The sequence below is a fragment of the Methylobacterium sp. J-030 genome (assembly GCF_022829545.1).
Lineage (GTDB): Bacteria > Pseudomonadota > Alphaproteobacteria > Rhizobiales > Beijerinckiaceae > Methylobacterium.
Genome location: NZ_JAKSYM010000208.1, coordinates 38,243 through 65,023 on the forward strand (window position 1 = coordinate 38,243; position 26,781 = coordinate 65,023).

Sequence of the window (26,781 nt, forward strand, 5' to 3'; positions counted from 1 at the left end):
CACGCCGATGACCGAACCGGCCGGGACCGTCTCGGACACCATCGCCCGGCGCGGGCTGATCCTGATCCTGTCCTCGCCCTCGGGGGCGGGCAAGACCACGCTGACGCGGGCGGTGGCGCAGGACCCCGCCTGGGCGCTCGACCTGTCGATCTCGGTCACAACCCGGGCGCGTCGCCCCTCCGAGATCGATGGGCGGCACTACCATTTCATCGACCGCGAGGCCTTCGAGGACCTGCGCGCCCGGGACGACCTGCTCGAATGGGCCGAGGTCCACGGCAATTACTATGGGACGCCGCGCCGCCCGGTGGAGAAGGTGCTGGGCGCCGGCCGGGACATGATCTTCGATATCGACTACCAGGGCACGCGGCAGGTTCGCTCCAAGCTGGCCCAGGACGTGGTGACGGTCTTCATCCTGCCGCCCAGCCTGGCGGAGCTGCGCCAGCGCCTGGAGCGTCGGGCCGAGGATTCCGCCGAGACGATCGAGAAGCGCCTCACCAATGCCCGGACCGAGATCCAGCGCTGGGTCGAGTATGATTACGTCATCATCAACGGGGATCTGCAGGACGCCTTCCAGGCCCTGCAGGGGATCCTGGCCGCCGAGCGCCTGAAGCGCGCCCGCCGCACGGGGCTCGCGGCCTTCGTGGACGGGCTGCTGGCCGAGACGCCGTAGGAGCGGCCCGCGCAGGACTGGGCGCGCCCCACGCCCGAGCGCATGGGGTCCCGGATCAGGTTCCGCTGGCGCTCCACCTGTCCGGGAAAGGGCGCGCGCTGTGAATTGGGGGGACGACAACGTCTCCTACCGCCGGATCAGCACCACGCCGCCAACCAGCAGCGCGACCCCGACGAGGCGCGGCAGGTCGATCGACCGCTGGGCGAGGCCGAGCAAACCGATCTGATCGAACAGCACCGAGGCGAGCATTTGGCCCGTCACGAGGAGGGCGAAAAAAGTCGCGGCGCCGAGCTTCGGAACGAGCAGGATGGCGAGCCCGATGAAGATCGCGCCGAACAGCCCGCCGCTCCAGGTCCACCAGGGGATGCGCCCAGCCACGCTCGCGGCGGGCACGGGATCGCGCAGGGCGGCGGCCAGGAGCGTCATGCAGGCGAGACCGACGAAGTAGCTGGAGAACCCGGCCCAGGACGCCGAGGCGAGCCCGGCGCGCAGGTTCGCGTTCAGGATCTGCTGCACGACGAGGCCGGCGCCCGCGAGGATGGCGAGCACGGCGGAGAACGCGAAGACGAGCATGGACGGACCTTCTGGGGGATGAACCGGGCCGGCATTGACAGCCGCTCAGGCCCATGCCGTCAAATGCCCGATCGCCACGCGTCCATGCAGGATCGGCATGATCAATCCGGCCCATCTCGACCTGTTCCGCGCCGTGATCCGGCACGGCGGCATGACGCGCGCCGCGCAGGCCCTGGAGATCGGCCAGCCCCATGTCAGCCGGGCCATCGCACAGCTCGAAACGGATCTCGGCTTCCCGCTCTTCGTCCGCGGCCATGGCAGCGCGATCCCGACCCAGGAGGGCGAGGCCTTCGCCCACGAGGTCGCGCAGACCTTCGCGGGCCTGGACCACCTGCACCACGCCGCGCGGCGGATCCGGGAGCGCGGCACCGGTGCGCTGCGGATCGCCTGCCAACCCGCCCTGGCCTCGCGGCTGCTGCCCCGGGCTCTCCGGCGGCTCGACGCGGAATGCCCCGGCCTGCGGGTCTCGGTCCATGTGCCGAGCCCGGACACGATCTGGTCCTGGGCGGCGTCGGGCCAGTGCGACCTCGGCCTCGCGCGGCCGCGATCGGGCTATGCGGCCGTGCAGGCCGAGCCGTTCCTGACGATGGCGGCCGTCTGCGTGCTGCCGCGGCGGCACGCCCTCGCGCGAAAACGGTCCGTCACCGCCCACGATTTGGACGGGCTGCCGCTGATCTCGGCCGGTGCCGGTTCCGTGCAGCCCGCCGTGGAAGCGGCCTTCGCGGCGGCGGGGATCACACCGCGCTTCGCCCTGATGGCCGAGTACACGGCCGCGCGCTGCGGGCTCGTCGCGCAGGGTCTCGGCATCGCGATCGTCGATCCGGTGCCGGCGCGGGAGCTGACCGGCCTGCCGATCGCGCTGCGGCCGTTCCGGCCCGAGGCGCCGATCGAGACCTTCCTGCTGCGCCCGGCCGGTCGGCCGACGAGCCGCCTCGCCGAACGGCTGATCGTCCACCTGAAGGCGGAGCGGGACGTGCTGGTGGGCGGATGATCAGACGGGATCAGACGATGTCCGTTTGACCGTCTCGATCGATGCATTCCTCGCCGTCATCGCGAGCGCAGCGAAGTGACCCAGGGCAGCGCGACATCGGGCATCGTCGCGCCGACCGGATTGCTTCGCTCCGCACGCAAAGACGGCGGTGCCGAAGTCATCAACGGAGACAGTCTCAGCCCGTGGCCGGCAGGCCGCGCGCCGCGCACAACCAAGCCCGCATCGCCGCGAAGGTCGCCACCGCGGCCCCGGTCAGGGCGGTCTCGGCCTGGGGATCGTCGGCGAAATCCTCCAGCCGTGTCCGGAAGGCGGCCCACATCGCCCCGGTCCGCGGGCCGTGGGCGCGATAATAGGCGAGCCCCGTCTCTTCGAGACCGTGCAGGCCCGCGATGTGGCGGCCGATCAGCTGGCCGCCCAGGGTCGAGCCCTCCAGCACGTAGAGCGCCCCGGTCGCCGCCGCGGGACCGTCGAGCGCGAGGGCCTCGGGCCGCGGCAGCGCCGCGACCGCCGCCGGGGCGAGGCCGAGATGATCGAGGTCGGCGGCCAGCAGCGCGAGGCGCCGCCGGGGCGCCAGGAACGGCTCGTCGGAAAGCTGCGCGCCGATCGCAGGCTCCCAGGCGGCGTGGAAGCCGTGGAGCCGCGCCAGCAGGTCGCGATAGCCCGCGCGCGTCGCCACGCGCGCCTGCCAGTCGAGTCCGGCCTCCAGCGCCCGGTGGGCCGGGTCGGTGGCCGCCCGCAGGCGCGCGTGAAGGCCAGCGCGCCGGATCGGGTCGGCGGGGCTCACGCGGTGATCGTGAAACAGGCGCCGGGCGTGTTGGCGACGTCGAGCCGGGCGTTGATCTGGTCGAGCATCGCCCGGATCAGCTTCATGCCGAGCCCCGAACCCTTGCCGCGGGCCTTGGCGTCGGCCCAGTCGGCGGGCAGGCCGGCGCCGTCGTCGCAGACCCGGAGTTGCACCTCACCCGGGCCGGAGGCCGAGACGCTGACCTCGACGCGGCCGCCCCCGGCGGGCTTGGCGGCGTACTTGAACGCGTTGGTCACGAGTTCCGTGGCGATCAGCGAGAGCGCCACCGCCTTGCGGTAGGGCACCATCAGGCCGGGCTCGGCGGTGAGATCGACCGCGTGCCCCGCGCCGGCCAATTCCGCAAGGTCGTTGCAGAGGCTCTCGAGGGTCTGGCCGAGATCGACCTCGTCCACGCGCTCGGCCTGATACAGGCTGTCGTGCACCCGCGCGACGCTCATCACCCGCGCCGAGGTGTCGGCGAAGGCCTGCCGGGCGTCGCCGTCGGAAATCTGACGGCGCTGCATCTGCAGGAAGGCCGAGACGATCTGCAGCGAGTTCTTGACCCGGTGATCGATCTCCCGGGTGAGCAGATCCTTCTGCTCCAGCAGCCGCTCCTTCTCGGCGAGGAGGCCGGTGAGTTCGTCGATCTTGCGGCGCTGGCGCAGGACGACGCCCTCCACGGCCTCAGCGAGGGAGCCGGCGAGATGGACCTGCCACGCGGCCCAGGGGGTCGCGAAGCCGGTGCGCTCCTCGACCCAGCGCTCGAACGAGCGCCGCGGCAGCACCGCCACCGGGCCGCTGCCGGCGAGCACGGGCTTGCGCGGATCGCCGCCCCACGTGACCGTGCTGGGCACCTCGGGGCGGAACCAGAGGAGCAGGTTCTCGCGCGACTGGTCGACGAAGGCGGCGAGCAGCCCGCTGGCGATCTCCCGGTGTGGCGCGGCGTCCGGATAGTCGGTGGTGAAGCTGCTGCTGCTGTAGCTGAATTCGCCCGTCGGCACCTGCATCCGCAGCCAGTCCGCGATCGCCGTCACCAGATCCGCCGGGGGCGTGCGGCCGATCAGCGTGACCCGCTCGCCCGAGACGATCCCGGCGCCCGTGGCGCTGAACAGGTCGAGCAGCGTGGTCCCGCCGCCGGTCAGGGCGGCCACGAAATCGTCGGAGCGGGTCAGCCCGCGCACGAGGCGGCCCTCGACGTCGAGATGCGCCTGCCGCTCGGCCCAGAGCCGGCGGGACTCGATCTCCTGAACCCGCATCGCGAAGGCGTCGGCGAGGATTGTGGCAGCCGAGCGGGTCTCCGGCGTGACGTAGTGGGGGCGGCGGTGGTGCCCGATCATCAGACCCCAGAGCCGGTCCTCGACCATGATGGAGATCGACATGGAGCCGTTCACGCCGAGGTTGCGCTGATACTCCAGGTGGATCGGCGACAGGGTCCGGTGCTGAGCGAAGGTCAGGTCGATCGGGCCGTTGCCTGCCCCGGAGGCTGCCACCAGCCCGACCGGCACGCTGTCGCGGTCGATCACGAAGCGGCTCTTGGCCTTGGTGTAGAGCGCGCGCGCCTGGGCGGGGATGTCGGAGGCGGGGAAGCGCAGGCCGAGCAGGCTGCGCGACCAGTCGCGGGTCTTGTCCTCGGCCACCGCCTCGCCGTTCCAGTCCGCGTCGAAGCGGTAGACCAGGACGGCCTCGAAACCAGTGAGCGCCCGGATCTCCAGGGCCGCGATCCGGGCGGCATCCGCCAGGGTCTCGGCCTCCCGCATGCGCCCGACGGCGAGTTCCGTGTCGACCTGGCTGGCGGTGGCGAAATCGGTGGCCGAATCGGGCTCCAGTTCCAACTCGACGATCAGGCGCCCGGCATGGGCATGGGCGACCGCATAGTAGGTCGCGTCGCGGCCCGGCAGGGCGAGCCGGGCGCGGACCGAGCGGCCGTCGCTCAGCGTCGCGTCCGCCAGCCAGCGCCGGACGGTCTCGACGAAGGCCGCGGGCAGGACCTCGGCCAGCGGACGCCCCGCCAGCGGCGGCTCGACCGGATCGACGATCTCCTCGACGTTGGCCGAGTAGGCGAGAACCATCAGGGTGCCGACATCGGCCGCCAGCATCACGGCGTTGGGCTGGATCGAGCCCGGGATATGGATCGGTTCGCGCTCGCAGAGGCTGGCATCGACCGGTTCGGCCCGGACGCGGCGCCCGATCGCCGCCAGGACGGCCTCCCGCGACAGGCCGGCGCCGAGGCTCTCGATGGGATCGATCGTCAGCCACGTCACCTTCGGGCCGCCCGCCATCGTCCCGTGGCGCATGTGGATCCGGGCCCGCAGCGGCTGCGGCACCCGGCCGAACACGTAGTCGAAGCGCTCGTCCAGGGCGCCCCGGCGGGCACCGGCGAGGAAGCGCCCGCGGAAACCTGGGACGTTGGCGCCGGGCATCACCTCGCGGAAATAGTCGCGTCCGAGCACGGCCTCGCGCGCGAAGCCCGAGATCGCGCTCGCACCCTCGCTGAAGGCCACGACCGCGCCCGCCGCGTCCAGGCCGATCACCCCCTGATCCAGGCGGTCGATCGCGTCGGGCGCAAGCGAATCAAGGTCGATATTGCTGTCGTGGGCCGGACTCGGCGGCATCAGGAACCCAACCAGCTCATCGAACGGGTATGGCGGTGAGATGAGCGAAGCGCAATGCTCGTGATCGCGACAAGATCATCACGTGTTTTCCGTTCCTGTAATACCAGCCAATGCGGTCGTGAGCGACTCTTCAACTGTAGGGTGGTAAATCGGCCGCGCGCGGACATCCCGGGCCGTGAGCCCATCGGCGACCGCGTAGGTGAGGAGGTGGGCGAGGTGCTCCACGGCGGGGCCGAGCATCTCGCCGCCGAGCAGCCGCCCGTCCCGATCGGCCCAGATCCGGATGCCGCCCTGGTTGTTGCCTTCAACGCGGGCGCGGCCCTGGTCGGAGAAATCCATCGCACCGATCACGCGATCGTCAGCGTCCGGCGTGTAGGGCGCACCGATCGCGGCCGCCTGCGGATGAGTGAACACCATGGCGAGGCTCGTCCAGGGCGTCACCGCCCGGACCGGCTGCCCATCCGCCAGGAGGGCGGCGTTGGCACCCGCGATCTTGCCCTGGCGGCGCGCCTCATGGAGCACCGGCCGCCAGGCATCGGCATCGCCCGCGATCAGGATCGGCGCCCCCCCGCAGATCAGGGTGCCGTGGTCGAACTCCGGGATACCGTCCTCGTCGAGGCGCAGGCCGGCCCCGGCGAGATCGAGATCGGCCAGGTTCGGCGCGCGACCGGCGGCGGCCAGCACCCGCGCGGCCCGCGTCACCTGTCCCCGCCCATGGCAATCGGTCCAGTCGAGGCGCACCCGGTCGCCCTCCGGCTCCGCGCGCTCCAGCGTGGCGCCGAGATGAAGATCGAGTTCCGCGCCGAAGATCCCGGCGGCTTGGCGGGTGAGGTTCGGCTCGCTCAGACCCGCGATGGTGGCGCCGGCGTCGAGCACGGTGACGGCGACGCCGAGCCGGGCCATCGCCTGGGCGATCTCGATCCCGACCGCACCGGCCCCCAGGATGGCCAGCGAGTCCGGCAGATCGGCGATCTCGAACAGGGTATCGGTGGTGAGGAGACGGTCGCCGAGACCGCGGAGCGGTTTCGGCACAATCGGGCTCGATCCCGTGGCGATGACCGCGGCCCGGAACCGGATCCGCACATCGTCCCCGACCGCGAGCGTCCGGCCGTCGATGAACCGGGCGCTCCCATCGACGCGGGCCTCCGCGGGCAGATCGTCCAGGCCCTCTAGGACGCTGCCGACGAAGCGGTCGCGCTCGGCCCGGAGGCGCGTCAGCACGGCGGGTCCGTCCACCGCGACCCCGGATACGCGAACCCCGAACAGGTCGGTGTTGCGCGCCGCATGGGCGGCGGCCGCGGCCGCGATCAGCAGCTTGGAGGGCATGCAGCCGACCCGCGCACAGGTCGTGCCGCCGGGGCCGCGCTCGATCAGGACGGCGCGGGCGCCCGCTTCGGTGGCGGCGCGATACGCGGCAAGGCCCGCCGTCCCGGCGCCGATCACTGCCACATCGCAGGCCAGTTCGCGCATCGTCCCCCCGATCATCCGCCGGGGCCAAAGTTCTACGGCCGAGGTTCGTTCCATCTGCGCGCGCGCGCCTCAGGCGGGCGGGAGGGGGATGCGGGCGGGAGGGGGATGCGGGCGGCACGGATGAACGGACGAGAAGAGGCGGTTCCGCGGCTCTCCCTCCCCCCCCCGTGGGCTACGATGTCCACACATATCAGAACGAAGCGCGGGTTCCCCTCTCCCCGCGCGCGGGGAGAGGGGATCTCCGCGGCCATCCTCGGTGCGGCAGACGATGTGCGAATCCGGTCGCCCGTGCGGGAGAGGGCGTGTCTCTCAAGGGCGATCCGAGCGCCCTATGCCCCGCGGCCCGGCGCCGTTCCGCCGAGGTGGAACACCCGGTGCGGCACCAGCTCGCCGCGCTCCACGTCACCCACGGCGACCAGGATGCCCGCGCAGGTCGCAAAGGCCTTGCCCTCCACCGGGGCGTCCCGGCCGCGCAGGATCACGGGTTGACCGCGCATCAGGCGCAGGCCGAGGTCGCGGGACACCGCCACCTCCGGGATCGCGTCGAGCGCCGTCTCCACCGGGCGCAGATAGGCGAGCGCGGCCTCGGGGGTGCCGTCGGTCAGGGCGCTGACCGGGCAGGCCTCCGCCTCCGAGAACGGCCCGACGCGGGTCCGGCGCAGGGCCGCCACGTGGCCGTAGCAGCCGAGCATCCGGCCGAGATCCCGGGCGAGTGCGCGCACGTAAGTGCCCTTGCCGCATTCGGCTTCGATGACGGTGCGTTCGCCGTCATGCTCCATCACGGCGAGCCGGTCGATCTGCACCGGCCGGGCGACCAGCTCCACGGTCTCCCCCTCCCGGGCGAGGTCGTAGGCGCGCTCGCCCTGGATCTTGATGGCCGAGTAGCGTGGCGGCACCTGCTCGATCGCCCCGACGAAGGCCGGCAGCGCGGCTTCGACCGCCGCCCGGTCCGGCCGGGCCTCGCTGGTGGCGACGGCGCGGCCCTCGGCATCGTCCGTGTCGGTCTCGACGCCCCACTGCACCGTGAACCGATAGGCCTTGCGGCCGTCCATCACGAAGGGGACCGTCTTGGTCGCCTCGCCCAGCGCGATCGGCAGGATGCCGGAGGCCAGCGGGTCGAGGGTGCCGGCATGGCCGGCCTTCTTGGCGTTGAAGGCGCGCTTCACCACCGCGACCGCGTGGGTCGAGGTCATGCCGACATGCTTGTCGAGGATCACCCAGCCGGACACGTCCCGGCGCTTGGGCCGGTCGGGGCGCGGGCCGCGCTGCGGGCGGCGGACCTCCGGGGCTTGGCGCTCGCCGGCCGTGATGATGGCCGGGCGCTCGCCCTGCGGATGGTCTTCGATGGAAACCGTCATGTCCTCGCGTCCCCCGGGGGCGTGGCCCCGTCCCTTTCTCGTTCGTGTCCGGGATCAATGCCCCGGCCCGGTCTCCGGTTCGTCGCCGTCCTGCTCCGGGCCGAGGTCGCGCTGCACGCGCTCGTCTCGCAGCAGCCGGTCGATGCGCGCCGCCTCGTCGAAGGTCTCGTCGCGGCGGAAGCGCAGCTCGGGCGCGAATTTCAGGTTGACCCGCCGGGCCACCTCCTGGCGCAGCACCTTCCGGTGGCGCTCCAGGGCGGCGATCACCGGCGCTTCGTCCAGGCCGCCGAGCGGCATCACGTAGGCGGTGGCGAGCTTCAGATCGGGCGACATCCGCACCTCCGGCACGGTCACGACATGCGTGCCGAGCACCGGATCCTGGATGTCGCCGCGCTGGAGCACCTCCGCGAGGGCGTGGCGGATGAGTTCGGCCACGCGCTGCTGGCGCTGCGAGGGGCCGGTGGTGGTCGGTTTCTGGGCCATTCGGTCTCGGACCGGCGCCCGGAGGCGGCCGGCTCACGTCCAAGAAAAAGAAACGTCGAAAAAGAAAAGACGGCCGCGGCAGGTGCCGCGACCGCCTGTCCGGACGGGTCCGGAGCCTCAGAGGGTGCGGCGGATCTCCTCGACCCGGTAGCACTCGATCACGTCGCCCGCGCGCATGTTCTCGAAGTTCTCGAAGGCCATGCCGCACTCCTGGCCGGAGGTGACTTCCTTCGCGTCGTCCTTGAACCGCTTGAGCGTCTTCAGCTTGCCCTCGTGGATCACCACGCTGTCGCGGATGAGCCGGACATGGGCCCCGCGCTCGACGATGCCGTCGGTGACGCGGCAACCCGCGACCTTGCCGACCTTGGAGACCTCGAAGACCTCCTGGATCACAGCCTCGCCCAGGCGCTCCTCGCGCAAGGTCGGCGGCAGCATCCCCGACAGCGTGGCTTTGATGTCGTCCACGAGGTCGTAGATGATGTTGTAGTAGCGGATCTCGATGCCGGACCGCTCGGCGGCCTCGCGGGCCTCCTTGAGGGCGCGGACGTTGAAGCCGATGACCACGGCCTTCGAGGCCTGCGCCAGGGTGATGTCCGACTCGGTGATGCCGCCGACACCCGACAGGAGGATGCGGGCCGCGACCTCGTCGTTGCCGAGCTTCTCCAAGGCGCCCGAGATCGCCTCGACCGAGCCCTGAACGTCGCCCTTGATGACGACCGGCAGTTCCTTGCGACCGGCGCCTTCCTTGAGGTCGCGCATCATGTCGACGAGCGAGCGGTTCGCGCCGCCGGTCCGCGCAGCCAGGCGCTCGCGCTTCTGGCGGGCGCGGTACTCGGTGACCTCGCGGGCGCGGGCCTCGTTCGGCACCACGGTCACGCGGTCGCCGGCATCCGGCGTGCCGTTGAAGCCCAGCACCTCCACGGGGACCGAAGGACCCGCGTACTGCACGTTCTCGCCGAGGTCGTCGATCAGGGCGCGCACGCGGCCCCACTCGGCGCCCGCCACGACGATGTCGCCGGTGAACAGGGTGCCGCGCTGGACCAGAACCGTGGCCACGGGGCCGCGGCCGCGGTCGAGCTGAGCCTCGATCACAGTGCCCTCGCCGTCGCGCTTCTCGTTGGCGCGCAGGTTCATGATCTCGGCCTGGATCTGGATGCCCTCCAGGAGCTCCGGCAGGCCGTCGCCGGTCTTCGCCGAGACCTCGAATTCCAGGGTCTCGCCGCCCATCGACTCGACCTGAATGTCGTGCTGCAGCAGCTCCGTGCGGACCCGCTCCGGCTTCGCGTCCGGCTTGTCGATCTTGTTGACCGCGATGATCATCGGGACGCCCGCCGCCTTGGCGTGCTGGATCGCCTCGATGGTCTGGGGCATCACGCCGTCATCGGCCGCGACCACGACCACCACGATGTCGGTGACCTTGGCGCCGCGGGCGCGCATCGACGTGAACGCCGCGTGGCCGGGCGTGTCGATGAAGGTGATCATGTCGCCGGACGGCGATGCGACCTGATAGGCGCCGATGTGCTGGGTGATGCCGCCGGCTTCGCCCTCGACCACGTTGGCCTTGCGGATCGCGTCGAGCAGCGAGGTCTTGCCGTGATCGACGTGGCCCATGATGGTGACCACCGGCGGACGGGGATCGAGATCCTCCTCCAGATCCGGCTCGTCGGAGGACAGGCCCTCCTCGACATCGGACTCGGCGACGCGCCGCACCGTGTGGCCCAGTTCCTCGGCGATGAGCTGGGCGGTGTCCGAGTCGATCACGTCGGTGATCTTGTGGATCTGGCCCTGCTTCATCAGCATGCGGATCACGTCCACGGCCCGCTCCGACATGCGGTTGGCGAGTTCCTGGATGGTGATCGTCTCGGGGATCGTCACCTCGCGGGACAGCTTCTCCTTCTGCTCCACATGGCCGCGACCGCTCATGCGTTGCTGGCGGCGGCGGAACGAGGCGACCGAGCGCGTGCGCTCCTCCTCGCCCGACGTGGCGGTCGCGATGGTCAGACGGCCGCGGTTGCGGTCGCCGCCCGGAGACTTCGGGGTCTTGGGCGGCGCGATGATCTTGAGCGGCATGCCGGGACGGCGGATCACCCGCTTGGTCTCGGACTCGTCCTCGTTGGTCTGGGCGGCGCGGCCGGCAGGGCGCGCTGCGGCACCGGCGCCCGCGGGACGGGCGGCGGTCGCGGGCGTCGCGCTCTTCTCCGGATCGGGGGCCGGGGCGGGGCGGGCCATGAAGTTGAGATCGCGGGGCTTGCGCGAATCGGCCGTGATGGTCTTGCGCGGCTCGCCCGTGGACGGGCGCGGCGTCAGCGGCGGACGCGGTGCGGCGGCCGGGGCCGGGGCCCCCGCCGGACGGGAAGCGGCGGGGCGGCCCGCCTCCGGCTGGCGCGCCGGACGGGCCGGTGCAGCAGCGGCGGCCGGGCGGGCCGGCGCGGAGGTCGCTGCGGGCGCGGCCGCGGCGGTCGGTGCAGGCTGGGCGGGCGCCGGGGCCACGGGGGCCGGCGCAGCGGCGGCCGGAGCCTCCGCGGCGGGCTCAGCGGCGGCCTTCGAGGCCTCCGCAGCCGCCTGCTTGGCGGCCTGCTTGTCGGCTTCCTCGGCGGCGCGGGCGGCTTCCGCGGCGGCGGCCTTGCGCTCCTCCTCCTCGCGGCGGCGCGCTTCGGCGGCCTCGCGCTCGCGGCGGCTCTGCTCCTCGGCCTCGCGACGGCGCGCCTCGGCTTCCATCTCGGCCTTGCGGCGGGCCTCGGCCTCGCGGCGCTGCGCGTCGGCGAGCGCTGCCGCGCGGGCGGCGCTCTCCTGCTCGCTCAAGGTGCGCAGGACGACGCCCGAGGCGGCGCGCTGGGCCGGACGCGGAGCCGGCGCCGTCGGCGCGGGGGCCGCCGGGCGGGGTGCGGGGGCGGGCTCACGGGCAGGGGCGGCCGGCGCCGCGCCGATGACGCGGCGCTTCACCGTCTCGACCACGACCTGCTTGGAGCGGCCATGGGAGAAGCTCTGACGCACGGTCCCCGCCTCGATCGGCCGCTTGAGGGACAGCGGCTTCGGGGAAGTCCGATTCAGAGTCTTGTCGCCCGGGTTGTTCGTATCGCTCATTCAGCCTGAACCCTGAGGGTTTCCATCGTCCCGTGAACCGACGCCCGGTGGCGCCGGTCAAAATAGTCCTGCGTCGTCAACGTGAGGCTTCGTCGATCCCGCCGATTCGGGCTGGATCGGGCTCCCCGGTCGCCGCGGCGGCGCCCTCGAAGGAGCGTAGCCGACGCCAACGCGACAGGCAGCCGGCGGCTCCGGCTCCTGCGACGAGCGCAGCGTGTATCACATGATCCCGACCCAAGGCCATGTCCAATTCGTCTTCGGACAGGTCGTCGATGATCGGTATCCTCGACATGGCCTCACCGTGACGCCGGTACAAGGCCGCCGCGATCTTGCGCCGCCCGTCCGGGCTGGCCTCCGCGGCGTGGATCACCGCGACGGCGCCGGGCTGGCCACCGATCGCCGCCTCGACCTTCGAGAAACCAGCTACGAGGCAGCCCGCCTTGTTGGCGAGCGCGATCGCCTGCCGCAGATCCTCGCGCAGCCCCGCGGCGATCCGGTCCGGCAGGTCCGGGTCGGCCGGGGCCGGTCCCTTGAACGCCCGCGCGAACAGGTTCTTGCGGACCGCGGTGGCGACCGCGTCCCGCCGGGCGCTGACCCAGGCGCCGCGGCCCGGCAGCCGGGCGCGCAGATCCGGCACGACGCGGCCGTCCGGCCCGCGCACGAACCGGATCATCCCGTCCGGCGCCTGGGCGACACGGGTGACGATGCAGGTCCGCTCGGGCGCGCGGCGGCCGGGGCCGGCATCGAGCCCCCCGGCTTCCGGTCCGCCCTCGGGCAGGATCGCCTCGACCTCGCTCACCGCGCCTCCGCCGCCGGCTTTCCGCTCAGGCCTCGGCCTGGGCGTGTGCGGTCTCCTCGCCATCAGCCTGCTCGGCACCCTCCTCGGCCTCCGGCTCCGGCAGGGCCTCGATCCAGCCGGCCTTGAGGCGGGCGGCCATGATCAGGGCCTCGGCCTCGGCGCGGGACAGGTCGAATCCGTCGAGGTAGCCGGCGTGGCGCACGGCCTCGGGGCCGCGGCCCTCCGTGTAGCCGACGAGGTCGTCGGTGGCGCAGCCCGCCAGATCCTCGATCGTCTTCACGTCGTTCTCGCCGAGGGCGACCATCATCGGCGTGGTGACGCCCTCGATCTCGCGCAGCTCGTCGGCGACGCCGAGTTCCGTGCGGCGGGCATCGTGCGCCTGCTCGATCCGGGCGAGGTGATCCTGGGCGCGGGCCTGGATCTCGGCGCCGGTCTCCTCGTCGAGCCCCTGGATGCCGGACAGCTCATTGAGATCGACGTAGGCGATCTCCTCGACGTTGCGGAAGCCTTCCGCGGCCAGCAGCTGGCCGACGGTCTCGTCGACGTCGAGCGCCTCCATGAACACCTGGGTCCGCTCGGCGAACTCCTTCTGGCGGCGCTCCGATTCCTCGGCCTCGGTGAGGATGTCGATGTCCCAGCCGGTGAGCTGGGACGCGAGGCGCACGTTCTGGCCGCGGCGGCCGATCGCCAGCGACAGCTGGTCGTCCGGTACCACCACCTCGATGCGGTCGGCCTCCTCGTCGAGCACCACCTTCACCACCTCGGCGGGCTGGAGGGCGTTGACGATGAAGGTCGCCTCGTCCTCCGACCACGGGATGATGTCGATTTTTTCGCCTTGCAGCTCACCCACGACGGCCTGAACCCGGGATCCGCGCATGCCCACGCACGCACCGACCGGATCGATGCTGCCGTCGCGGGAGATCACCGCGATCTTGGCGCGGGAGCCCGGATCGCGGGCCACCGCCTTCACCTCGACGATGCCGTCGTAGATCTCGGGCACCTCCTGGCCGAACAGCTTGGCCATGAACTGGGGATGCGAGCGCGACAGGAAGATCTGCGGCCCGCGGACCTCCGAGCGCACGTCGAACAGGTAGGAGCGGATGCGGTCGCCCGGGCGGAAGGTCTCGCGCGGGATCATCTCGTCCCGGCGCACGATGCCCTCGCCGCGCCCGAGATCCACGATCACGTTGCCGTACTCGACCCGCTTCACGATGCCGTTGAGGATCTCGCCGATGCGGTCCTTGTACTCGTCGAACTGGCGGGCGCGCTCGGCGTCGCGCACCTTCTGGACGATGACCTGCTTGGCCGACTGGGCGGCGACGCGCCCGAAATCGAAGGGCGGCAGGGTGTCGGAGATCACGTCGCCGACGAGCGCGCCCGGGTTGTAGCGGCGGGCCTGATCGAGGGTGATCTCGCGGGCGTCGTTCTCGACCTCGTCGACCACGAGCAGGTGGCGCGACAGGCGCAGCGCCCCGGTCTTGTTGTCGATCTCGGCATGGACATCCGTCTCGGCGCCGTAGCGGGAGCGCGCCGCCTTGGCGATCGCCTCCTCCATCGCGTCGATCACGATGGAGCGGTCGATCACCTTCTCGCGGGCGACCGCGTCGGCGATCTGGAGGAGTTCGAGCCTGTTGGCGCTGACGACGGCCATCGGTTTCGGTCCTTCTCTTCCGTCAAAGTCTTCGCGCCGGTCGCGGAGCGCCCGACGCGCGGGTGTCAGTGCAGCGAGTCGCGGTCCTTGAGCCGGGAGGCTTTGCTCACCACCGGCTTCCGGGGACCGGTCCGCGCCGGTTTCTTGGGTTTGGCCGCGGGGCTCGCCTTCTTCGGCCCCTGCGGGCGGAAGGCACTGCGCGCGGGCGCAGCCGGCTCCTCGGCCGGCGCGTCGTCCTCGTCCTCGGCCTCCTCCGCCTCGTCCCCGGCGGACGGGCCGCCGCGGCGGAGCGACTCGCGGATCAGATCGTCGGTCAGGACGAGATGAGCCTCGGCGAGGTCCTTGAGCGGCAGGTCGATCCGGCTCGGCAGCCCTTCCTTCACGTCGGGCAGGTCGATCGGGACGATCTGCCGGTCGAGATCCGGCGCGCCGAGGATGCCGCGGAAGCGCTTGCGCCCGTCGAGCGGCGGGCTCAGTTCGACCTTGGCCTCGTAGCCCTCCCAGCGGGCGAAGTCCGAGACCCGCACCAGCGGCCGGTCGATTCCCGGCGAGGACACTTCGAGGTTGTAGGCGCCGCCGACCGGATCGTCGACATCGAGGAGCGGCGAGATCGTGCGGCTCACGGCCTCGCAATCGGCGATGGTGAAGCTGCCGTCCGGCCGCTCGGCCATGATCTGCACGGTGCAGCCGTTGATGTTGGACACCTTCACCCGGACCAGCCGGACGCCGAGGCCCTGGAGCGGCCCCTCGATCACCTGCGCGACGCGCGCGGCGACGCCGCTCTCGCGGACGAGGCGCTTCTCGGACAGATCCGCTTCGATTTCGGACGGCATGTGTGGTGGTGCGCAACCTTCGCGGCGTTCTGCGTGGCTCGCCCACGGCGTGCGGCGAAAAAAAAGAGCGGACCCGGTGGGGCCCACTCCCGAACCGCAGCCTCTCGACTGCCATCAGAACTGTTGAGCGATAGATAGCCGCGGTCGGCCGCGAGCGCAAGGTCGATCAACGCGCGGCGTGACGGCTCACGAGCATCGCGGCGTACGGAAGCCTTCGCAGAACTGCCGTTTCGCAAGCGAGCCGGTATACGGCAGGCGCGAACCATCTCCATGCGTCGTTGGAACCGCGGCGCGCCTCAAAGGCCGAGTTCGCTATGCGAACCGATGCGGACCAAGTGCAGTTTCGGTCGACTTGGCTCCATCTGCGGTCTTGCCAGCGGCGGGTCGGATTTCCGATAGATCAGAACCAGATCGGGTTTGATGTGGCAGTCGCGATGGTTCTTCCAATCGCCGCCGAGCGGATGGTCGACCATGTGGGCAGGAAGGGGACGATCGGCGGCGAGCAGAGTGACGGCCTTCAGCAGATCCGCCTGGACCGTAGCGCGATAGCGCCCCTTCCGCTCGCGTTTCATGTCCCTCTTGAATTGGCCCGTGATGACGACATCGCGTCGCGTCGCCTGGTCAGCTGCCGGCGCGGATGGGGCCGATGCCGCCGGCCTGTCGTCATCACTCGGCATCAAGGACGGCGAGGAGGTTCGACGGATCGCCGACTTGGATCACATCGCCGGCGAGGTCTGCCCGCAGAGCCGCGACGGTCTCGTCGTTCGGGACGAGCGGATCGAAGGGCAACCGGCCCTCGGCAACGACCCGTTGCAGCATCAAGCGGAAGGCGTCCGATAATGAGAGGCCGACCGCACCGAGAACAGCCTCGGCTTCAAGCTTTACGCCTGGATCGACCTGCGCCCGGACCGACTTGGTCTTGGACGCAGGTCTGACCTTTTCGTTCGTCTGAGCGGCCATTGTCGCCCGTCCTCTTGCCAGCTGACATGTAGCACGGCGCATCGGCGCCACAACGGATGGCCGGGTGCAACATGCGGCCGAGATCAGCCGCTGCGCGGCACCCGCCCCTCCAGCGGATAGGCCGGATCGTTGTAGCCCGGCGTCGTCGGATGCCCAGCCGCCACGAACCCGTCCACCAGCGCCTCGTCCTCCGACGTGAAGGCGTAGTCGAGGGCGCCGAGATATTCCTGCCACTGCGCCTCCGTGCGCGGCCCGGCGATCACGCCGGTGACGAGGCGGTTGTTCAGCACCCAGGCGGTGGCGAACTGGCCGGCCGTGATGCCGCGCGCCTCGGCGTGCTCCTTGAGCGTGCGGGCGATGCGCAGGGATTCGGGCCGCCACTCGGTCTGCATCATCCGCGTGTCCTGCCGCCCGGCGCGCGATTCGGCCGGGGGCGGGGCGTCGGGATCGTACTTGCCGGTGAGCACGCCCCGGGCGAGGGGCGAATAGGGCACGACGCCGAGTCCGAAATGGGCGCAGGCCGGCAGGTGCTCGGTCTCGGGCATCCGGTTGAACGCATTGTAGTAGGGCTGGCTCACCACCGGCCGGTCGATGCCGAATTCGTCGCACAGCCGGCAGATCTCGGCGACCCGCCAGGAGCGGGTGTTCGAGACGCCGAAATGGCGGATCTTGCCCGCCCGCACGAGGTCGGCCATGGCCCGCACGGTCTCGGAGAGCGGCGTGTCGTGGTCCTCCTTGTGGAGGTAGTAGATGTCGATGAACTCGGTGCCGAGCCGGCGCAGGCTGTCCTCGGCGGCCTTCATCACGTGGACGCGCGACAGACCGCGGTCGTTGACCCCCTGCCCGGTCGGGTTGGCGACCTTCGTGGCCAGGATCCAGGCGTTGCGCTCCGCCTTGATGGCCCGGCCGGTGATCTCCTCCGAGCGCCCGTCCGTATAGACGTTGGCGGTGTCGATGAAGTTGATCCCCGCCTCCCGGGCGCTGGCGACGATGCGGCCGGCGGTGGCCTCGTCGGTGGGGCCGCCGAACATCATCGTGCCGAGGCAGATCGGCGAGACCTTGAGGCCGGAGCGGCCGAGCGTGCGGTACTGCATGGGATCCATCCGATGTCCGTCGACCCGCTATCTCGCCGCGGAGCGGCCGAGGTCAACCACACAGGCTAACGTCCCCCTGTAACCGTGGCGCACCCGCGGCGAACCGACCCGTGACGGCACCGACACCAGAAGGCAGCCGTTTCCGGGGGCCTGTTCGCGCTCCACCCACCGCCCCAAGCCCCGTCCGCGCCCCATGATCGACCGCCTGGCCACCACTCTCGGCATTCCCCTCCCCTGGCTCGACCGGGCCGGGCGCCTGTCCTGGCTGAAGCTCGCGGTGTTCGCAGGCTGCATCGCGCCGGCGCTCTACCTCGCCGCCGCCTACCGGCTCGACGCGCTCGGCGCCAAGCCGATCACCGCGCTGATCCATGCCACCGGCGAGTGGACGGTGCGCTTCCTGCTCTTCTCCCTGGCGATCTCACCGCTGCGCCGCATCGCCGACTGGCCGAAGGTGATCGGCGTCCGGCGCATGCTCGGCATCACCGTGATGGCCTACGCGGTAGCGCATCTCACCCTCTACGCGGTCGATCAGAACCTGATCCTCACGAAAGTCGTCTTGGAGATCGCGCTCCGGCTCTACCTGACGATCGGGTTCGTGGCGCTGATCGGCCTGATCGCCTTGGGCCTGACCTCGACCGATGCGGCGGTGCGCAACCTGGGCCCGAACTGGCACCGGCTGCACCGGCTCGTCTACACGATCGCGGTGCTGGCGCTGGTCCATTACTTCCTGCAGTCGAAGATCGACGTCACCGATCCGGTCTTCTCCGCCGGGCTGTTCCTGCTGCTGATGGGCTGGCGGGTGATGCGGCGGTTCAAGTGGCCGGAGCGGCCGTGGTCGCTCCTGCTTCTGGCGATCCTGGCCGGCCTCGCCACCGCGGGGCTGGAGGCGGCGTGGTACGGGCTCGCGAGCGGCGTCCCGGCCAGTCTCGTGCTCGCCGCCAACCTGGATTTCTCGGGTCCGATCCGGCCGGCCTGGTGGGTGCTGGCGATCGGCCTGTCCCTGCCCGCGATGGCGCTCGTGCGCGGGCCGCGGTCGGCGAGCCGGCCCACGGGTGGACGGATGGTCTCCCCGACCCGGCGACCGCCGCCTCAGGAAGCCTTGCCGGAACCCTTGTCGCCGCGGGCCTGATGCCGCAGAACCCGCGGCCGGTCCCCGCCATCGACGGTCGGGGCCGCAGCGGAGTGTTCAGGACGCCATGCGCGGCACCCTTCTCCTCATCGCGAGCCTGCTGATGCCCGTCGCCGCCCAGGCGGCCCCGACTGCGGCACCGCCGGCCTCGGCCGCGAAGCCGAAAGCCGCGCCTCCGGCGGCACCCGCACCGGCGGTCGTGCGTTGCACGCCGCCCGAGCCGCCGCCGGCCTCGGCGCGCCCGGCGAAGCCCGCGCTTCCGGACAAGCCCGCCTGCCTCGACACCAAGGAAGGCTGCCCCGGCTGGGAGGCTTACAGCTACAACGACGCGATCAAGGCCTACAACCTGCAAGCGCAGGCCTTCCGGCCGATCGCCGAGGCCTACCTGCAGAAGCTCAACGCCTACGTGAAGGCGAGCGGCGAGTACGCGCAGTGCGAAGTGAACGCGATGCAGAAATAGCCGGCTGAACGGCGGCCAACACGTTACCCGGGGGATGGTTCAGACCCCTTGGCGCAACCTCCGGCGATGATGGCCGCGATCCCCGCGCGCCCGATCACGCCGAGGCCAACCGTGCCTGCCCGTCGTTTCCCCATCCGCACCGGGCTCGTCGCCCTGCTGTTCGCCGCCGGCCCAGCGCTGGCCGCCGATTTCGACGGCCCTTACCCGCCGCCCCACGGCTACGGTGGTCCGCCCCAGGAGGAGCTTGACCACCGGCCCCCGCCTCCGCCTCCGCGGCCCGAACCGGAGTTCCACCGGCCGCGCTTCACCGCGGCCCCGCCCGAGTCGTGCCGGGAATTCGTCAGGCGCCGGTTCGATCCGGACGGCGCGCCGGTCGTGCGCCGGGTGCGGGTCTGCGACGAGCCGGGTTTCGACCGCGGCCCGCCCCCGCCGCCTCCGCCCCCGGAGGACGTCCCGCCCCGCCGCTGGGGCGGGCCCCGCTGGGACGGCCCGCGCTGGTAGGGCGCGCCGATCCCGCTCAGATGCGGGCGGGTGCCTTCTTGAGTGCGGTCGCAAAAGCCTTGAGCTGGCGGTTCAGGTCCGCCAGCTCGTTCAGCGCGATGGTCTTGTGACCGTCGCGGACCGCACGCTCGATATCCTCGACCTGCGCGGCGACGAGACGGCGGATGGCGTCGGCAACATGGTGTCGGTTCATCGGTTCGAGCGTCTCGTGCGAGCGTCCTGGCGGGCCTCAACGGACGGCCGGAATACAGCCGTCGACACGATTCGGTGATAGGTCGGTAGGCTTAACCGTTGGTGTCCGCCCGGGGCCTGCGCACATCCGATCACAGGATTCCGGACCTACCGGCGGCCCCGCATCTCCGCACGCCGCATCGGCATCGCGTCGATGGTGGAAAACAGCCGCTGGGGCGGGATCGGCGTCGCGGCGGTGAGCTTGGCGCCGCCGTCCTTGCCGACCAGGACGGCCCGAAAACTGTCGGCCGGCAGCCCGAGCGCGGCGCGCAGGGCCCGCGCCCCGGTGCCGGAGCCGATCGCCTCCAGCACCACGAGATCGCGCTCGGCGACACCGTCGCGGACCGGCCCCAGGGCGGCGCGCTGGGCTCTCAACTGGGCGTCCGCGGCGTTGGGTGCCGACAGGACCAGCACCCGGGCGCGATCCCGGTAGGTGTCGAGGGGCGCCGCGGAGGCGGTCGCAGTCAGGGCCGCCAATCCGAGGCCGAGTGCCGTCCCGCGCATATCACCCCTCCGAATATGAGACGGGACAACGCGCGATCCGCCCCGGAGATCGCCCGACGCCTTTGCGGGTGCCGGCCGGCGCCCCAGATCGGAGCGGGCAGCCAGTGTCCAGGAGTTTCTGCCATGACCGCCATGAACCGACGCATCGTCCTGGCCTCGCGCCCCCACGGCGAGCCGAGGCCCGAGAATTTTCGCCTCGAGGCGGTGCCGGTGCCGCAGCCCGGCCCGGGCCAGGTTCTGCTGCGCACCCGCTGGCTGTCCCTCGACCCCTACATGCGCGGCCGGATGAGCGACGCGAAATCCTACGCGGCGCCGGTGGAGATCGGCGCGCCGATCACCGCCGAGACGGTGGGCGAGGTCGTGGCCTCGAACCATCCGGATTACGCCCTGGGCGACCTTCTCACCGCCTTCGCGGGCTGGCAGGAGTATTTCGTCACGGACGGCAAGGGCTCGCGCCGGGTCGATCCTGCCGCCGCGCCGCCCTCGACGGCGCTCGGCGTGCTCGGGATGCCGGGCATGACCGCCTATACCGGCCTCCTCAACATCGGTCGTCCCAAGGCCGGTGAGACCGTGGTGGTCGCCGCCGCCGCGGGTCCGGTCGGCTCGCTCGTCGGGCAGATCGCCAAGCTGAAGGGCGCCCGCGCCGTCGGGATCGCGGGCGGCCCGGACAAGTGCCGCTACCTCACCGAGGAACTCGGCTTCGACGCCGCCGTCGATCACCGCGGCCACGACCTGCCGGGGGCGCTGGAGGCCGCCTGCCCCAACGGCATCGACGTCTATTTCGAGAATGTCGGCGGCGCGGTCTTCGCCGCGGTGATGCCGCTGCTCAATCCCTTCGCGCGGATCCCGGTCTGCGGACTCGTCTCGGCCTACAACGCCACCGAGGTCCCGCAGGGGCCCGACCGGCTGCCGGGCCTGATGCGCGCTGTCCTGACCAACCGCCTGCACATCCAGGGCTTCATCGTCTGGGATTTTGCCGATCAGGCCAAAACCTTCCGCGAGGAGGTCGGCGGCTGGGTCCGTGAGGGGCGCGTGCGCTACCGGGAGGACGTGGTCGAGGGCCTGGAGAAGGCGCCGGAGGCGTTCATCGGCCTGTTGAAAGGCCGCAATTTCGGTAAGCTGGTCGTGCGCGTCTCCTGACGGCGGCTTGCTGCCTTATCAGAACAGATATAGAACATAGAGATCCGGAAGCACTGCGGAAAGCGGGCACAAGCCCCCGCCGCAGGTTGCTGCCCCGGAGGCCCGGGCGCATGGTTCGCGCGCCGCCGGGCTGGTGCCCTGTGAGATCCGTACGGTGAGGAGAGAGCGATGGCGGGCAGCGTCAACAAGGTGATTCTGGTAGGCAATCTCGGCCGCGACCCGGAGATGCGCCGCCTCGGCTCGGGCGACCCGGTGTGCAACCTGCGGATCGCCACGTCCGAGTCGTGGAAGGACAAGGCCAGCGGCGAGCGCAAGGAGAAGACCGAGTGGCACTCGGTCGTGATCTACAACGACAACCTCGCCCGCGTCGCCGAGCAGTACCTGCGCAAGGGCTCGAAGGTCTACATCGAGGGCCAGCTCCAGACCCGGAAGTGGACCGACAATTCCGGCGTCGAGAAATACACGACCGAGGTGGTTCTCCAGCGCTTCCGCGGCGAGATGACGATCCTCGACGGGCGCGGCGGCGGTGGCGGCGACTTCGCCGGCGAGGACGAGGGCGGCGGCCAGATCAGCCGCGGCGGCGATTCCGGCGGCGGTCGGGGCGGCGACCGGGGTAGTGATTTCGGCGGCGGACGTGCGCAGGGCGGCGAGCGCCGTCCGGCCCCGGCCTCCTCGGGCGGCGGCGGTGGCAGCCGCGGCTACGACCTCGACGACGATATTCCGTTCTAGGCCGATAGCCGGCCCACGGCCCGCCGCCCCGCGCGGCGGGCCTTTTTTTCGGGGACGTCCGATCGTGCCCGGACCGGGCTCAGAGCATCGGTATGCCGCCCGTGACCGGCACCAGGGCACCCGACATGTAGCTGCCCTCCCGCGAAGCCAGAAGGACGTAGGCCGGGGCGAGTTCCGCGGGCTGCCCGGCGCGGCCGAGGGGCGTCTGCGCACCGAGCTGTTCGATCTGCTCCGGGCTCTTCACGATCGGCTGGATCGGGGTCCAGACCGGCCCGGGGGCGACGCAGTTCACCCGGATGCCCTTCGGGGCGAGCAGGTTCGACAGGCCGATCGTGAGGCTCGCGATGGCGCCCTTGGTGGCCGCGTAGATCAGCATGCTGGGATCGGCGACCTTGGCCTGCACGCTCGTGCTGTTCACGATCGCCCCGCCGGGCTTCATGTGCGGTGCCGCCGCCTGGGCGAGGTAGTACATCGCGAACACGTTGGCCCGGAACGAGCCCTCGATGTCGTGGGCCTTGAGGTCGTCGAGACCTTCGTTCACCACCTGCGCGGCGGCGTTGTTCACGAGGATGTCGAGCCGGCCGAAGGTCTCGACGGTGCGGACCACGAGGTCCCGGCAATGGGCCTCGTCGCGGATGTCACCCGGCAACAGGAGGCAGCGGCGCCCGGCCTTCTCGACCCACGCCTTCGTGTCCTCGGCGTCCTCCTGCTCGACCGCCAGATAGGAGATCGCCACGTCGGCACCCTCGCGGGCATAGGCGATCGCCACAGCCCGGCCGATGCCGGAATCGCCGCCGGTGATCAGTGCGGCCTGACCGGTGAGCAGGCCCTTGCCGACGTAGCTCTCCTCACCGTGGTCCGGGCGCGGCGTCATCTTCGTGGTCAGACCCGGCTGGGGCTGTTGCTGGTCGCCCGGGAAGGGCGGGCGCGGGCCGGCCTCGCGCGGATCCTGAGTCATGGTTGCAGCTCCTCGGCGGATGGGATCGGCTGGATCTAGGGCCGCCCGGAGCGAGGCGCCTGCGCCCGGCCGTCACAGCCGCACGCAGGTCGCTTGCCGACTCAGAACGCCCGGCCGCGATTCGCGTGCGGCTTGCCGTAGCGATTGCGGAGGAACGAAACGACTCGGGGAAGCAGGAAGGCGATCAGGATTTTGCGCATCGGGTCACCTCACGTCACGGGCTCGTGAGCGGGCAATGCCCCGGAGGAAGCGCGGTTCCGCCCGGCGCCCGGGATCAGAGGTCCAGCGTCAATGTGACCGGCGCGTGGTCGGACGGGCGATCCCAGCCGCGGGCGTCGCGACACACCGCGACCTTCCGCACTGTCCCGGCGAGGTCGGGGGAGACCCAGAGATGATCGAGGCGCCGGCCCTTGTTGGCCGCCGACCAGTCGGGGGAGCGGTAGCTCCACCACGTGTAGATCTTCTCGGGCTCCGGGGTGAGATGACGCGCCGTGTCGATCCATCCGGCCTCCCCGCGCAGGATCTCCAGCGCCTCGGTCTCCACCGGGGTGTGGCTCACCACGTCGAGGAGCTGCTTGTGGGACCAGACGTCGTGCTCCAGCGGCGCGACGTTGAGGTCGCCCATGAGGATCGCCGGGCCCGGGACGCGCTTGCCGCCCCAGGCGCGCAGCTCGGTCAGGAAATCGAGCTTGTGCGCGAATTTCGGATTGAGATCACGGTCCGGCACGTCGCCGCCGGCCGGCACGTAGAAATCGTGCAGCACGATTCCCGCCGCGGCACCGGCTTCCGGCCCCAGCACCGCCGAGATGTGGCGGGCATCCTGCCGGTCGCAGAAGCCCATCACCGCGCGGGTGTGCAGGGGGAAGCGCGACAGGATCGCGACGCCGTTGTAGCCCTTCTGGCCGGCGAACATCACGTGCTCGTAGCCGGAACCCCGCAGCGCCTTCAGCGGGAAGGCGTCGTCCGGGCACTTGGTCTCCTGGAGGCAGAGCACGTCCGGACGGGATTCGGCGAGGAAGCGCAGCACGAGGTCGATGCGCAGGCGCACCGAGTTGATGTTCCAGGTGGTGACGGTGAGCTGCACGGGCGGAGCCGGGGTTCGGACGGAGTTGCGCTCCGATAGCCCATTTCACGGTCCGCGACAGTCTGCACGCGGTCGTCGACGCGAAATGCCGTGCGCCCGCACCCGCCAGGGTTTATGTCCGTGATCCGCCCTGTCCCGGGCCCCTCGCCGAGGCCCTCGATGGTACAGGTCCGCTCGCTCGCTTTCGCCGTCTATTGGGCCGCCTGGACGACCCTGTTCCTGGCACCGCTGGCGATTTTCCTCCTGTCGGGCTCCCCCGAGCGGCCGATCCGCCAAGCCACGCGCGTTTGGGCCCGCGGCATCCTGGTCGGCCTGCGGCGGATCGTCGGGCTGCGCTACGTCGAGGAGGGCCGCCAGCACCTTCCGGTCGAGCCCTGCCTGATCGTGGCCAACCACCAATCGGCGTGGGAGACCCTGGCCTTCCTGGTGCTGGTGCCGGACGTGGCGATCGTCGCCAAGCGCGAGTTGCTGGCGATCCCGGTGGTCGGCTGGTTCCTGCGGCGCTCGCCGATGATCGTCATCGACCGCGGCAATGGCAGCCAGGCCTTGCGCACCATGATCGACGAGGGCCGCGCGGCGATCGCGGCCGGACGATCGGTTCTCATCTTCCCCGAGGGCACCCGCGGCGATATCGGTGCACCGCTGCGCTTCAAGCGCGGCGTCGAACTGCTCTACGGCCGGCTCGGCCTGCCGGTGGTACCGGTGGCGGTGAATTCCGGGCTGTTCTGGCCGGGGGGCGCGGCGACCCGGGCCGGCACGGTCGTGGTGAGCTATCTCGCCGCCCTCGCCCCGAACCTGCCGGCCGCGGAATTCCTGCGCGGCACCGAAGGGGCGATCGACCGGGAACTCGACCGCTGGCGGGACACCGGCCTCAACGCAAAGGCCGCGTGACGGCGTCTTGCCGGCGCCGTCTGTGACCGCAACCGGCATCCGCTTCGGCGGAGGGCGCCCTACTGCTGCGACTGCTGGATCTGCTGCTGCATCGCCTTGTCCTCGGCGCGCCCGTAATTGATGAAGAACAGGCTGCCGTCGACGCTCTTGCCCTTCTGCAGGTTCGCGAGCGTCACCGTGGTGATGTAGCCCTGCGGATCGGTGATCCGCCACTGCGACAGGGTCTTCATCTCGGCATCGAAGAAGAGCTGGATCTTGGAGGTGCCGCCCAGCGTCGCGCGGTCCTCCAGGCTGATGCGCACGCCGGTGGGGTCGTTCGCCACGTCGGTCACGGTGAGGTCGCGGGCGAGGTCGATCTTCTCGCGCAGCAGGAATTTCAGCGGCGTCTGGGCGATGAAGTACAGGTCCTGGGTGTTGAGCTTGCGGTCGCGCACCGCCACGGAGGTGCCGTCCGCCACCACCTCCAGCGGCGAGGGCTGATCGTAGTCGAAGCGCAGGCGTCCGGGCTTGGCGAGCGTCAGCTTGCCGCCGATCCGGCGCCCGTCGGCACCGATCTGCATGAAGCTGCCCGTCAGCGTGGTGATCCCGTTGAAATAGGCGTTGGCCTGGGCGAGCAGGGTCGCGGCATCCGCCGGCTCGGCGGGGGCGACCGAGGCTGGCGCACCCACCGCCGCGACCTTGGACTCGGGCGCCTTGTGCTCGGCCTTCTCGGCGGCCTTCGCGGATTTGGCGCCAGCCTTCATGTCCTTGGCGGCGTCCTTCCTGGGGGCGGCCTTCCTGGCCGGCGCGGGGGCCGGTGCGGCCTCCGGCTGCGGGGCCGGCTCCTCCTTGTGGCCGAACAGGCTGTCGATGAAGGCCCCGACCTGCGCGGAAGCCGGGTTGGCGGACGCGAGCCACAGCCCGGCGGCGAACACGGAGCCGGCTGTGCGGATGCGGCGGCCGATCATCGGCAGGATCTCCTGAGGGCCCGCGGGCGGGCTCCGGCAGCAAACGAGGGCAGGACCGGAGGCTTAGAACCCCGCCCTGTGGCGAAGATGCGACGCCCGGGCCGCCCCGCGAGGAAGCGGCCCGGGCAGGGTCTCACTCGTCGTCGTACATCCCGGCCGAGCTGTGCGGCGCGCCGTTGACCAGGATGTCGCGCTTGCCGGCGTGGTTGGCCGGGCCGACGATCCCCTCGATCTCCATCCGCTCCATGATCGAGGCCGCGCGGTTGTACCCGATCTGAAGCCGGCGCTGGATGTAGCTGGTCGAGGCCTTCTCGTCGCGCAGCACCACCTCGATGGCCTGCTTGTAGAGGTCGTCCGACTCGCCGCCGGTGGCCGCCGCGAAGGCGCCGATGTCGAACACCGGGGCCTCCTCGGCGGGCTCGTCGGACCGCTCGGCCTTGTCGGCGGCGGCCTTGCCCCGGCCCCGGCCACCCTCCTTCACGGGCTCCTCGGGTGAATCGTCCGCCGTGACGGCGTCGAGGTAGCTCGGGCGGCCCTGGCGCTTCAGATGCGCCACGACGGTCTCGACCTCGCTGTCCGAGCAGAACGGACCGTGCACCCGCGTCGTGCGCCCGCCGCCGGCCATGAACAGCATGTCGCCCTGACCGAGCAGCTGCTCCGCGCCCATCTCGCCCAGGATCGTGCGCGAGTCGATCTTGCTGGTCACCTGGAAGCTGATCCGGGTCGGGAAGTTCGCCTTGATCGTGCCGGTGATCACGTCCACCGACGGACGCTGCGTCGCCATGATCAGGTGGATGCCCGCCGCCCGCGCCATCTGGGCCAGACGCTGGATCGCCCCCTCGATG

Annotated in this window: 27 protein-coding genes; 8 read left to right on the top strand and 19 right to left on the bottom strand. The window is 71.2% G+C overall.

All coding sequences use genetic code 11. The annotated features are described in order from the left end of the window. The first annotated feature begins 7 nt into the window (after positions 1 to 7). On the top strand, positions 8 to 670 hold the full coding sequence (gmk, locus tag MKK75_RS13560; RefSeq protein ID WP_244043080.1) for a guanylate kinase: 663 nt from the start codon (positions 8 to 10) through the stop codon (positions 668 to 670). A 126-nt stretch (positions 671 to 796) separates the two neighbouring features. On the opposite strand, the gene MKK75_RS13565 is transcribed toward gmk, so the two are convergent. Further along, the gene (locus MKK75_RS13565; RefSeq protein ID WP_244043081.1) at positions 797 to 1,243 is read right to left on the bottom strand and encodes a DMT family transporter; all 447 of its coding nucleotides are present in this window, start codon (positions 1,241 to 1,243) and stop codon (positions 797 to 799) included. A 97-nt stretch (positions 1,244 to 1,340) separates the two neighbouring features. Between MKK75_RS13565 and MKK75_RS13570 the strand changes: the two genes are divergently transcribed. After that, positions 1,341 to 2,234 carry a LysR family transcriptional regulator gene (locus tag MKK75_RS13570; protein WP_244043082.1) on the top strand — a complete coding sequence of 298 codons (894 nt, stop codon included), beginning with the start codon at positions 1,341 to 1,343 and terminating at the stop codon, positions 2,232 to 2,234. A 175-nt stretch (positions 2,235 to 2,409) separates the two neighbouring features. Here the strand turns inward: MKK75_RS13570 and MKK75_RS13575 are convergent, their stop codons facing one another. The 12 genes from MKK75_RS13575 to MKK75_RS13630 all read right to left on the bottom strand — a co-directional run bounded on the left by MKK75_RS13575 (position 2,410) and on the right by MKK75_RS13630 (position 17,362). Continuing rightward, positions 2,410 to 3,018: a biliverdin-producing heme oxygenase gene (locus MKK75_RS13575; RefSeq protein WP_409567562.1), complete on the bottom strand. Its 609-nt coding sequence runs from the start codon at positions 3,016 to 3,018 to the stop codon at positions 2,410 to 2,412. Further along, complete coding sequence (locus MKK75_RS13580) at positions 3,015 to 5,630, bottom strand: histidine kinase dimerization/phosphoacceptor domain -containing protein (protein ID WP_244043083.1); 2,616 nt, start codon at positions 5,628 to 5,630, stop codon at positions 3,015 to 3,017. The genes MKK75_RS13575 and MKK75_RS13580 overlap by 4 nt, the downstream gene beginning before the upstream one ends. Positions 5,631 to 5,708: 78 nt before the next feature. After that, positions 5,709 to 7,100 (bottom strand): dihydrolipoyl dehydrogenase, encoded by a 1,392-nt coding sequence (locus tag MKK75_RS13585; protein WP_244043084.1) that lies wholly within the window; start codon positions 7,098 to 7,100, stop codon positions 5,709 to 5,711. 329 nt (positions 7,101 to 7,429) lie between these two features. Next, entirely contained in the window at positions 7,430 to 8,458 is a 1,029-nt protein-coding gene (gene truB / locus MKK75_RS13590) for a tRNA pseudouridine(55) synthase TruB (RefSeq protein ID WP_244043085.1), read from the bottom strand. A 54-nt stretch (positions 8,459 to 8,512) separates the two neighbouring features. Continuing rightward, on the bottom strand, positions 8,513 to 8,941 hold the full coding sequence (gene rbfA / locus MKK75_RS13595; protein WP_244043086.1) for a 30S ribosome-binding factor RbfA: 429 nt from the start codon (positions 8,939 to 8,941) through the stop codon (positions 8,513 to 8,515). Positions 8,942 to 9,058: 117 nt separating this feature from the next. After that, the gene (gene infB, locus MKK75_RS13600; protein ID WP_244043087.1) at positions 9,059 to 12,025 is read right to left on the bottom strand and encodes a translation initiation factor IF-2; all 2,967 of its coding nucleotides are present in this window, start codon (positions 12,023 to 12,025) and stop codon (positions 9,059 to 9,061) included. 76 nt (positions 12,026 to 12,101) lie between these two features. Continuing rightward, the gene (locus tag MKK75_RS13605) at positions 12,102 to 12,824 is read right to left on the bottom strand and encodes an RNA-binding protein (protein WP_244043088.1); all 723 of its coding nucleotides are present in this window, start codon (positions 12,822 to 12,824) and stop codon (positions 12,102 to 12,104) included. 25 nt (positions 12,825 to 12,849) lie between these two features. Beyond that, complete coding sequence (nusA, locus tag MKK75_RS13610) at positions 12,850 to 14,475, bottom strand: transcription termination factor NusA (protein ID WP_244043089.1); 1,626 nt, start codon at positions 14,473 to 14,475, stop codon at positions 12,850 to 12,852. A gap of 65 nt (positions 14,476 to 14,540) precedes the next feature. Next, the gene (gene rimP / locus MKK75_RS13615) at positions 14,541 to 15,308 is read right to left on the bottom strand and encodes a ribosome maturation factor RimP (RefSeq protein WP_244043090.1); all 768 of its coding nucleotides are present in this window, start codon (positions 15,306 to 15,308) and stop codon (positions 14,541 to 14,543) included. A 296-nt stretch (positions 15,309 to 15,604) separates the two neighbouring features. After that, positions 15,605 to 15,904 carry a type II toxin-antitoxin system YafQ family toxin gene (locus tag MKK75_RS13620; protein ID WP_313901859.1) on the bottom strand — a complete coding sequence of 100 codons (300 nt, stop codon included), beginning with the start codon at positions 15,902 to 15,904 and terminating at the stop codon, positions 15,605 to 15,607. 70 nt (positions 15,905 to 15,974) lie between these two features. After that, on the bottom strand, positions 15,975 to 16,268 hold the full coding sequence (locus MKK75_RS13625) for a type II toxin-antitoxin system RelB/DinJ family antitoxin (RefSeq protein WP_244043092.1): 294 nt from the start codon (positions 16,266 to 16,268) through the stop codon (positions 15,975 to 15,977). An 83-nt stretch (positions 16,269 to 16,351) separates the two neighbouring features. Next, positions 16,352 to 17,362, bottom strand: coding sequence for an aldo/keto reductase (locus MKK75_RS13630; protein WP_244043093.1), 1,011 nt, complete (start codon positions 17,360 to 17,362; stop codon positions 16,352 to 16,354). Between the two features lie 193 nt (positions 17,363 to 17,555). Here MKK75_RS13630 and MKK75_RS13635 point away from each other — a divergent pair, with 193 nt between their 5' ends. The 3 genes from MKK75_RS13635 to MKK75_RS13645 all read left to right on the top strand — a co-directional run bounded on the left by MKK75_RS13635 (position 17,556) and on the right by MKK75_RS13645 (position 19,452). Further along, entirely contained in the window at positions 17,556 to 18,491 is a 936-nt protein-coding gene (locus MKK75_RS13635; protein ID WP_244043094.1) for a sulfite oxidase heme-binding subunit YedZ, read from the top strand. Positions 18,492 to 18,558: 67 nt separating this feature from the next. Then, positions 18,559 to 18,951 carry a hypothetical protein gene (locus MKK75_RS13640; protein WP_244043095.1) on the top strand — a complete coding sequence of 131 codons (393 nt, stop codon included), beginning with the start codon at positions 18,559 to 18,561 and terminating at the stop codon, positions 18,949 to 18,951. A gap of 111 nt (positions 18,952 to 19,062) precedes the next feature. Further along, positions 19,063 to 19,452, top strand: a complete 390-nt coding sequence (locus tag MKK75_RS13645; protein ID WP_244043096.1) for a hypothetical protein — start codon at positions 19,063 to 19,065, stop codon at positions 19,450 to 19,452. A gap of 16 nt (positions 19,453 to 19,468) precedes the next feature. Here the strand turns inward: MKK75_RS13645 and MKK75_RS13650 are convergent, their stop codons facing one another. Together MKK75_RS13650 and MKK75_RS13655 are read right to left on the bottom strand one after the other, a co-directional pair. Then, positions 19,469 to 19,645 carry a hypothetical protein gene (locus MKK75_RS13650; RefSeq protein ID WP_244043097.1) on the bottom strand — a complete coding sequence of 59 codons (177 nt, stop codon included), beginning with the start codon at positions 19,643 to 19,645 and terminating at the stop codon, positions 19,469 to 19,471. A gap of 146 nt (positions 19,646 to 19,791) precedes the next feature. Next, on the bottom strand, positions 19,792 to 20,187 hold the full coding sequence (locus tag MKK75_RS13655) for a DUF4174 domain-containing protein (RefSeq protein ID WP_244043098.1): 396 nt from the start codon (positions 20,185 to 20,187) through the stop codon (positions 19,792 to 19,794). A 123-nt stretch (positions 20,188 to 20,310) separates the two neighbouring features. Here MKK75_RS13655 and MKK75_RS13660 point away from each other — a divergent pair, with 123 nt between their 5' ends. Both MKK75_RS13660 and ssb read left to right on the top strand, forming a co-directional pair. Beyond that, the gene (locus tag MKK75_RS13660) at positions 20,311 to 21,327 is read left to right on the top strand and encodes an NADP-dependent oxidoreductase (protein WP_244043099.1); all 1,017 of its coding nucleotides are present in this window, start codon (positions 20,311 to 20,313) and stop codon (positions 21,325 to 21,327) included. A gap of 168 nt (positions 21,328 to 21,495) precedes the next feature. After that, positions 21,496 to 22,056, top strand: a complete 561-nt coding sequence (gene ssb / locus MKK75_RS13665; protein ID WP_244043100.1) for a single-stranded DNA-binding protein — start codon at positions 21,496 to 21,498, stop codon at positions 22,054 to 22,056. 79 nt (positions 22,057 to 22,135) lie between these two features. Here the strand turns inward: ssb and MKK75_RS13670 are convergent, their stop codons facing one another. Further along, on the bottom strand, positions 22,136 to 23,014 hold the full coding sequence (locus MKK75_RS13670) for an SDR family oxidoreductase (protein WP_244043101.1): 879 nt from the start codon (positions 23,012 to 23,014) through the stop codon (positions 22,136 to 22,138). 274 nt (positions 23,015 to 23,288) lie between these two features. Then, positions 23,289 to 24,098, bottom strand: a complete 810-nt coding sequence (xth, locus tag MKK75_RS13675) for an exodeoxyribonuclease III (RefSeq protein WP_244043102.1) — start codon at positions 24,096 to 24,098, stop codon at positions 23,289 to 23,291. A 159-nt stretch (positions 24,099 to 24,257) separates the two neighbouring features. Here xth and MKK75_RS13680 point away from each other — a divergent pair, with 159 nt between their 5' ends. Next, a complete protein-coding gene (locus MKK75_RS13680; protein WP_244043103.1) occupies positions 24,258 to 24,989 on the top strand; it encodes a lysophospholipid acyltransferase family protein in 732 nt (243 codons plus the stop codon). Between the two features lie 59 nt (positions 24,990 to 25,048). Here the strand turns inward: MKK75_RS13680 and MKK75_RS13685 are convergent, their stop codons facing one another. Together MKK75_RS13685 and MKK75_RS13690 are read right to left on the bottom strand one after the other, a co-directional pair. Next, on the bottom strand, positions 25,049 to 25,936 hold the full coding sequence (locus MKK75_RS13685) for a LolA family protein (protein WP_244043104.1): 888 nt from the start codon (positions 25,934 to 25,936) through the stop codon (positions 25,049 to 25,051). A gap of 133 nt (positions 25,937 to 26,069) precedes the next feature. Beyond that, positions 26,070 to 26,781, bottom strand: a 712-nt coding sequence (locus MKK75_RS13690) for a DNA translocase FtsK (protein WP_279593850.1), incomplete at its 5' end; no start/stop codon positions are given.

Coding starts and splice junctions, on each gene's coding strand:
- MKK75_RS13635 (WP_244043094.1), top strand. CDS start 17,556: ATGATCGACCGCCTGGCCACCACTCTCGGCATTCCCCTCCCCTGGCTC.
- MKK75_RS13685 (WP_244043104.1), bottom strand. CDS start 25,936: ATGATCGGCCGCCGCATCCGCACAGCCGGCTCCGTGTTCGCCGCCGGG.
- MKK75_RS13630 (WP_244043093.1), bottom strand. CDS start 17,362: ATGCAGTACCGCACGCTCGGCCGCTCCGGCCTCAAGGTCTCGCCGATC.
- MKK75_RS13670 (WP_244043101.1), bottom strand. CDS start 23,014: ATGACTCAGGATCCGCGCGAGGCCGGCCCGCGCCCGCCCTTCCCGGGC.
- infB (WP_244043087.1), bottom strand. CDS start 12,025: ATGAGCGATACGAACAACCCGGGCGACAAGACTCTGAATCGGACTTCC.
- MKK75_RS13660 (WP_244043099.1), top strand. CDS start 20,311: ATGACCGCCATGAACCGACGCATCGTCCTGGCCTCGCGCCCCCACGGC.
- rimP (WP_244043090.1), bottom strand. CDS start 15,308: ATGCCGTCCGAAATCGAAGCGGATCTGTCCGAGAAGCGCCTCGTCCGC.
- MKK75_RS13580 (WP_244043083.1), bottom strand. CDS start 5,630: ATGCCGCCGAGTCCGGCCCACGACAGCAATATCGACCTTGATTCGCTT.
- ssb (WP_244043100.1), top strand. CDS start 21,496: ATGGCGGGCAGCGTCAACAAGGTGATTCTGGTAGGCAATCTCGGCCGC.
- MKK75_RS13625 (WP_244043092.1), bottom strand. CDS start 16,268: ATGGCCGCTCAGACGAACGAAAAGGTCAGACCTGCGTCCAAGACCAAG.
- gmk (WP_244043080.1), top strand. CDS start 8: ATGACCGAACCGGCCGGGACCGTCTCGGACACCATCGCCCGGCGCGGG.
- MKK75_RS13640 (WP_244043095.1), top strand. CDS start 18,559: ATGCGCGGCACCCTTCTCCTCATCGCGAGCCTGCTGATGCCCGTCGCC.
- MKK75_RS13680 (WP_244043103.1), top strand. CDS start 24,258: ATGGTACAGGTCCGCTCGCTCGCTTTCGCCGTCTATTGGGCCGCCTGG.
- truB (WP_244043085.1), bottom strand. CDS start 8,458: ATGACGGTTTCCATCGAAGACCATCCGCAGGGCGAGCGCCCGGCCATC.
- MKK75_RS13650 (WP_244043097.1), bottom strand. CDS start 19,645: ATGAACCGACACCATGTTGCCGACGCCATCCGCCGTCTCGTCGCCGCG.
- MKK75_RS13565 (WP_244043081.1), bottom strand. CDS start 1,243: ATGCTCGTCTTCGCGTTCTCCGCCGTGCTCGCCATCCTCGCGGGCGCC.
- rbfA (WP_244043086.1), bottom strand. CDS start 8,941: ATGGCCCAGAAACCGACCACCACCGGCCCCTCGCAGCGCCAGCAGCGC.
- MKK75_RS13655 (WP_244043098.1), bottom strand. CDS start 20,187: ATGCGCGGGACGGCACTCGGCCTCGGATTGGCGGCCCTGACTGCGACC.
- MKK75_RS13570 (WP_244043082.1), top strand. CDS start 1,341: ATGATCAATCCGGCCCATCTCGACCTGTTCCGCGCCGTGATCCGGCAC.
- nusA (WP_244043089.1), bottom strand. CDS start 14,475: ATGGCCGTCGTCAGCGCCAACAGGCTCGAACTCCTCCAGATCGCCGAC.
- MKK75_RS13585 (WP_244043084.1), bottom strand. CDS start 7,100: ATGCGCGAACTGGCCTGCGATGTGGCAGTGATCGGCGCCGGGACGGCG.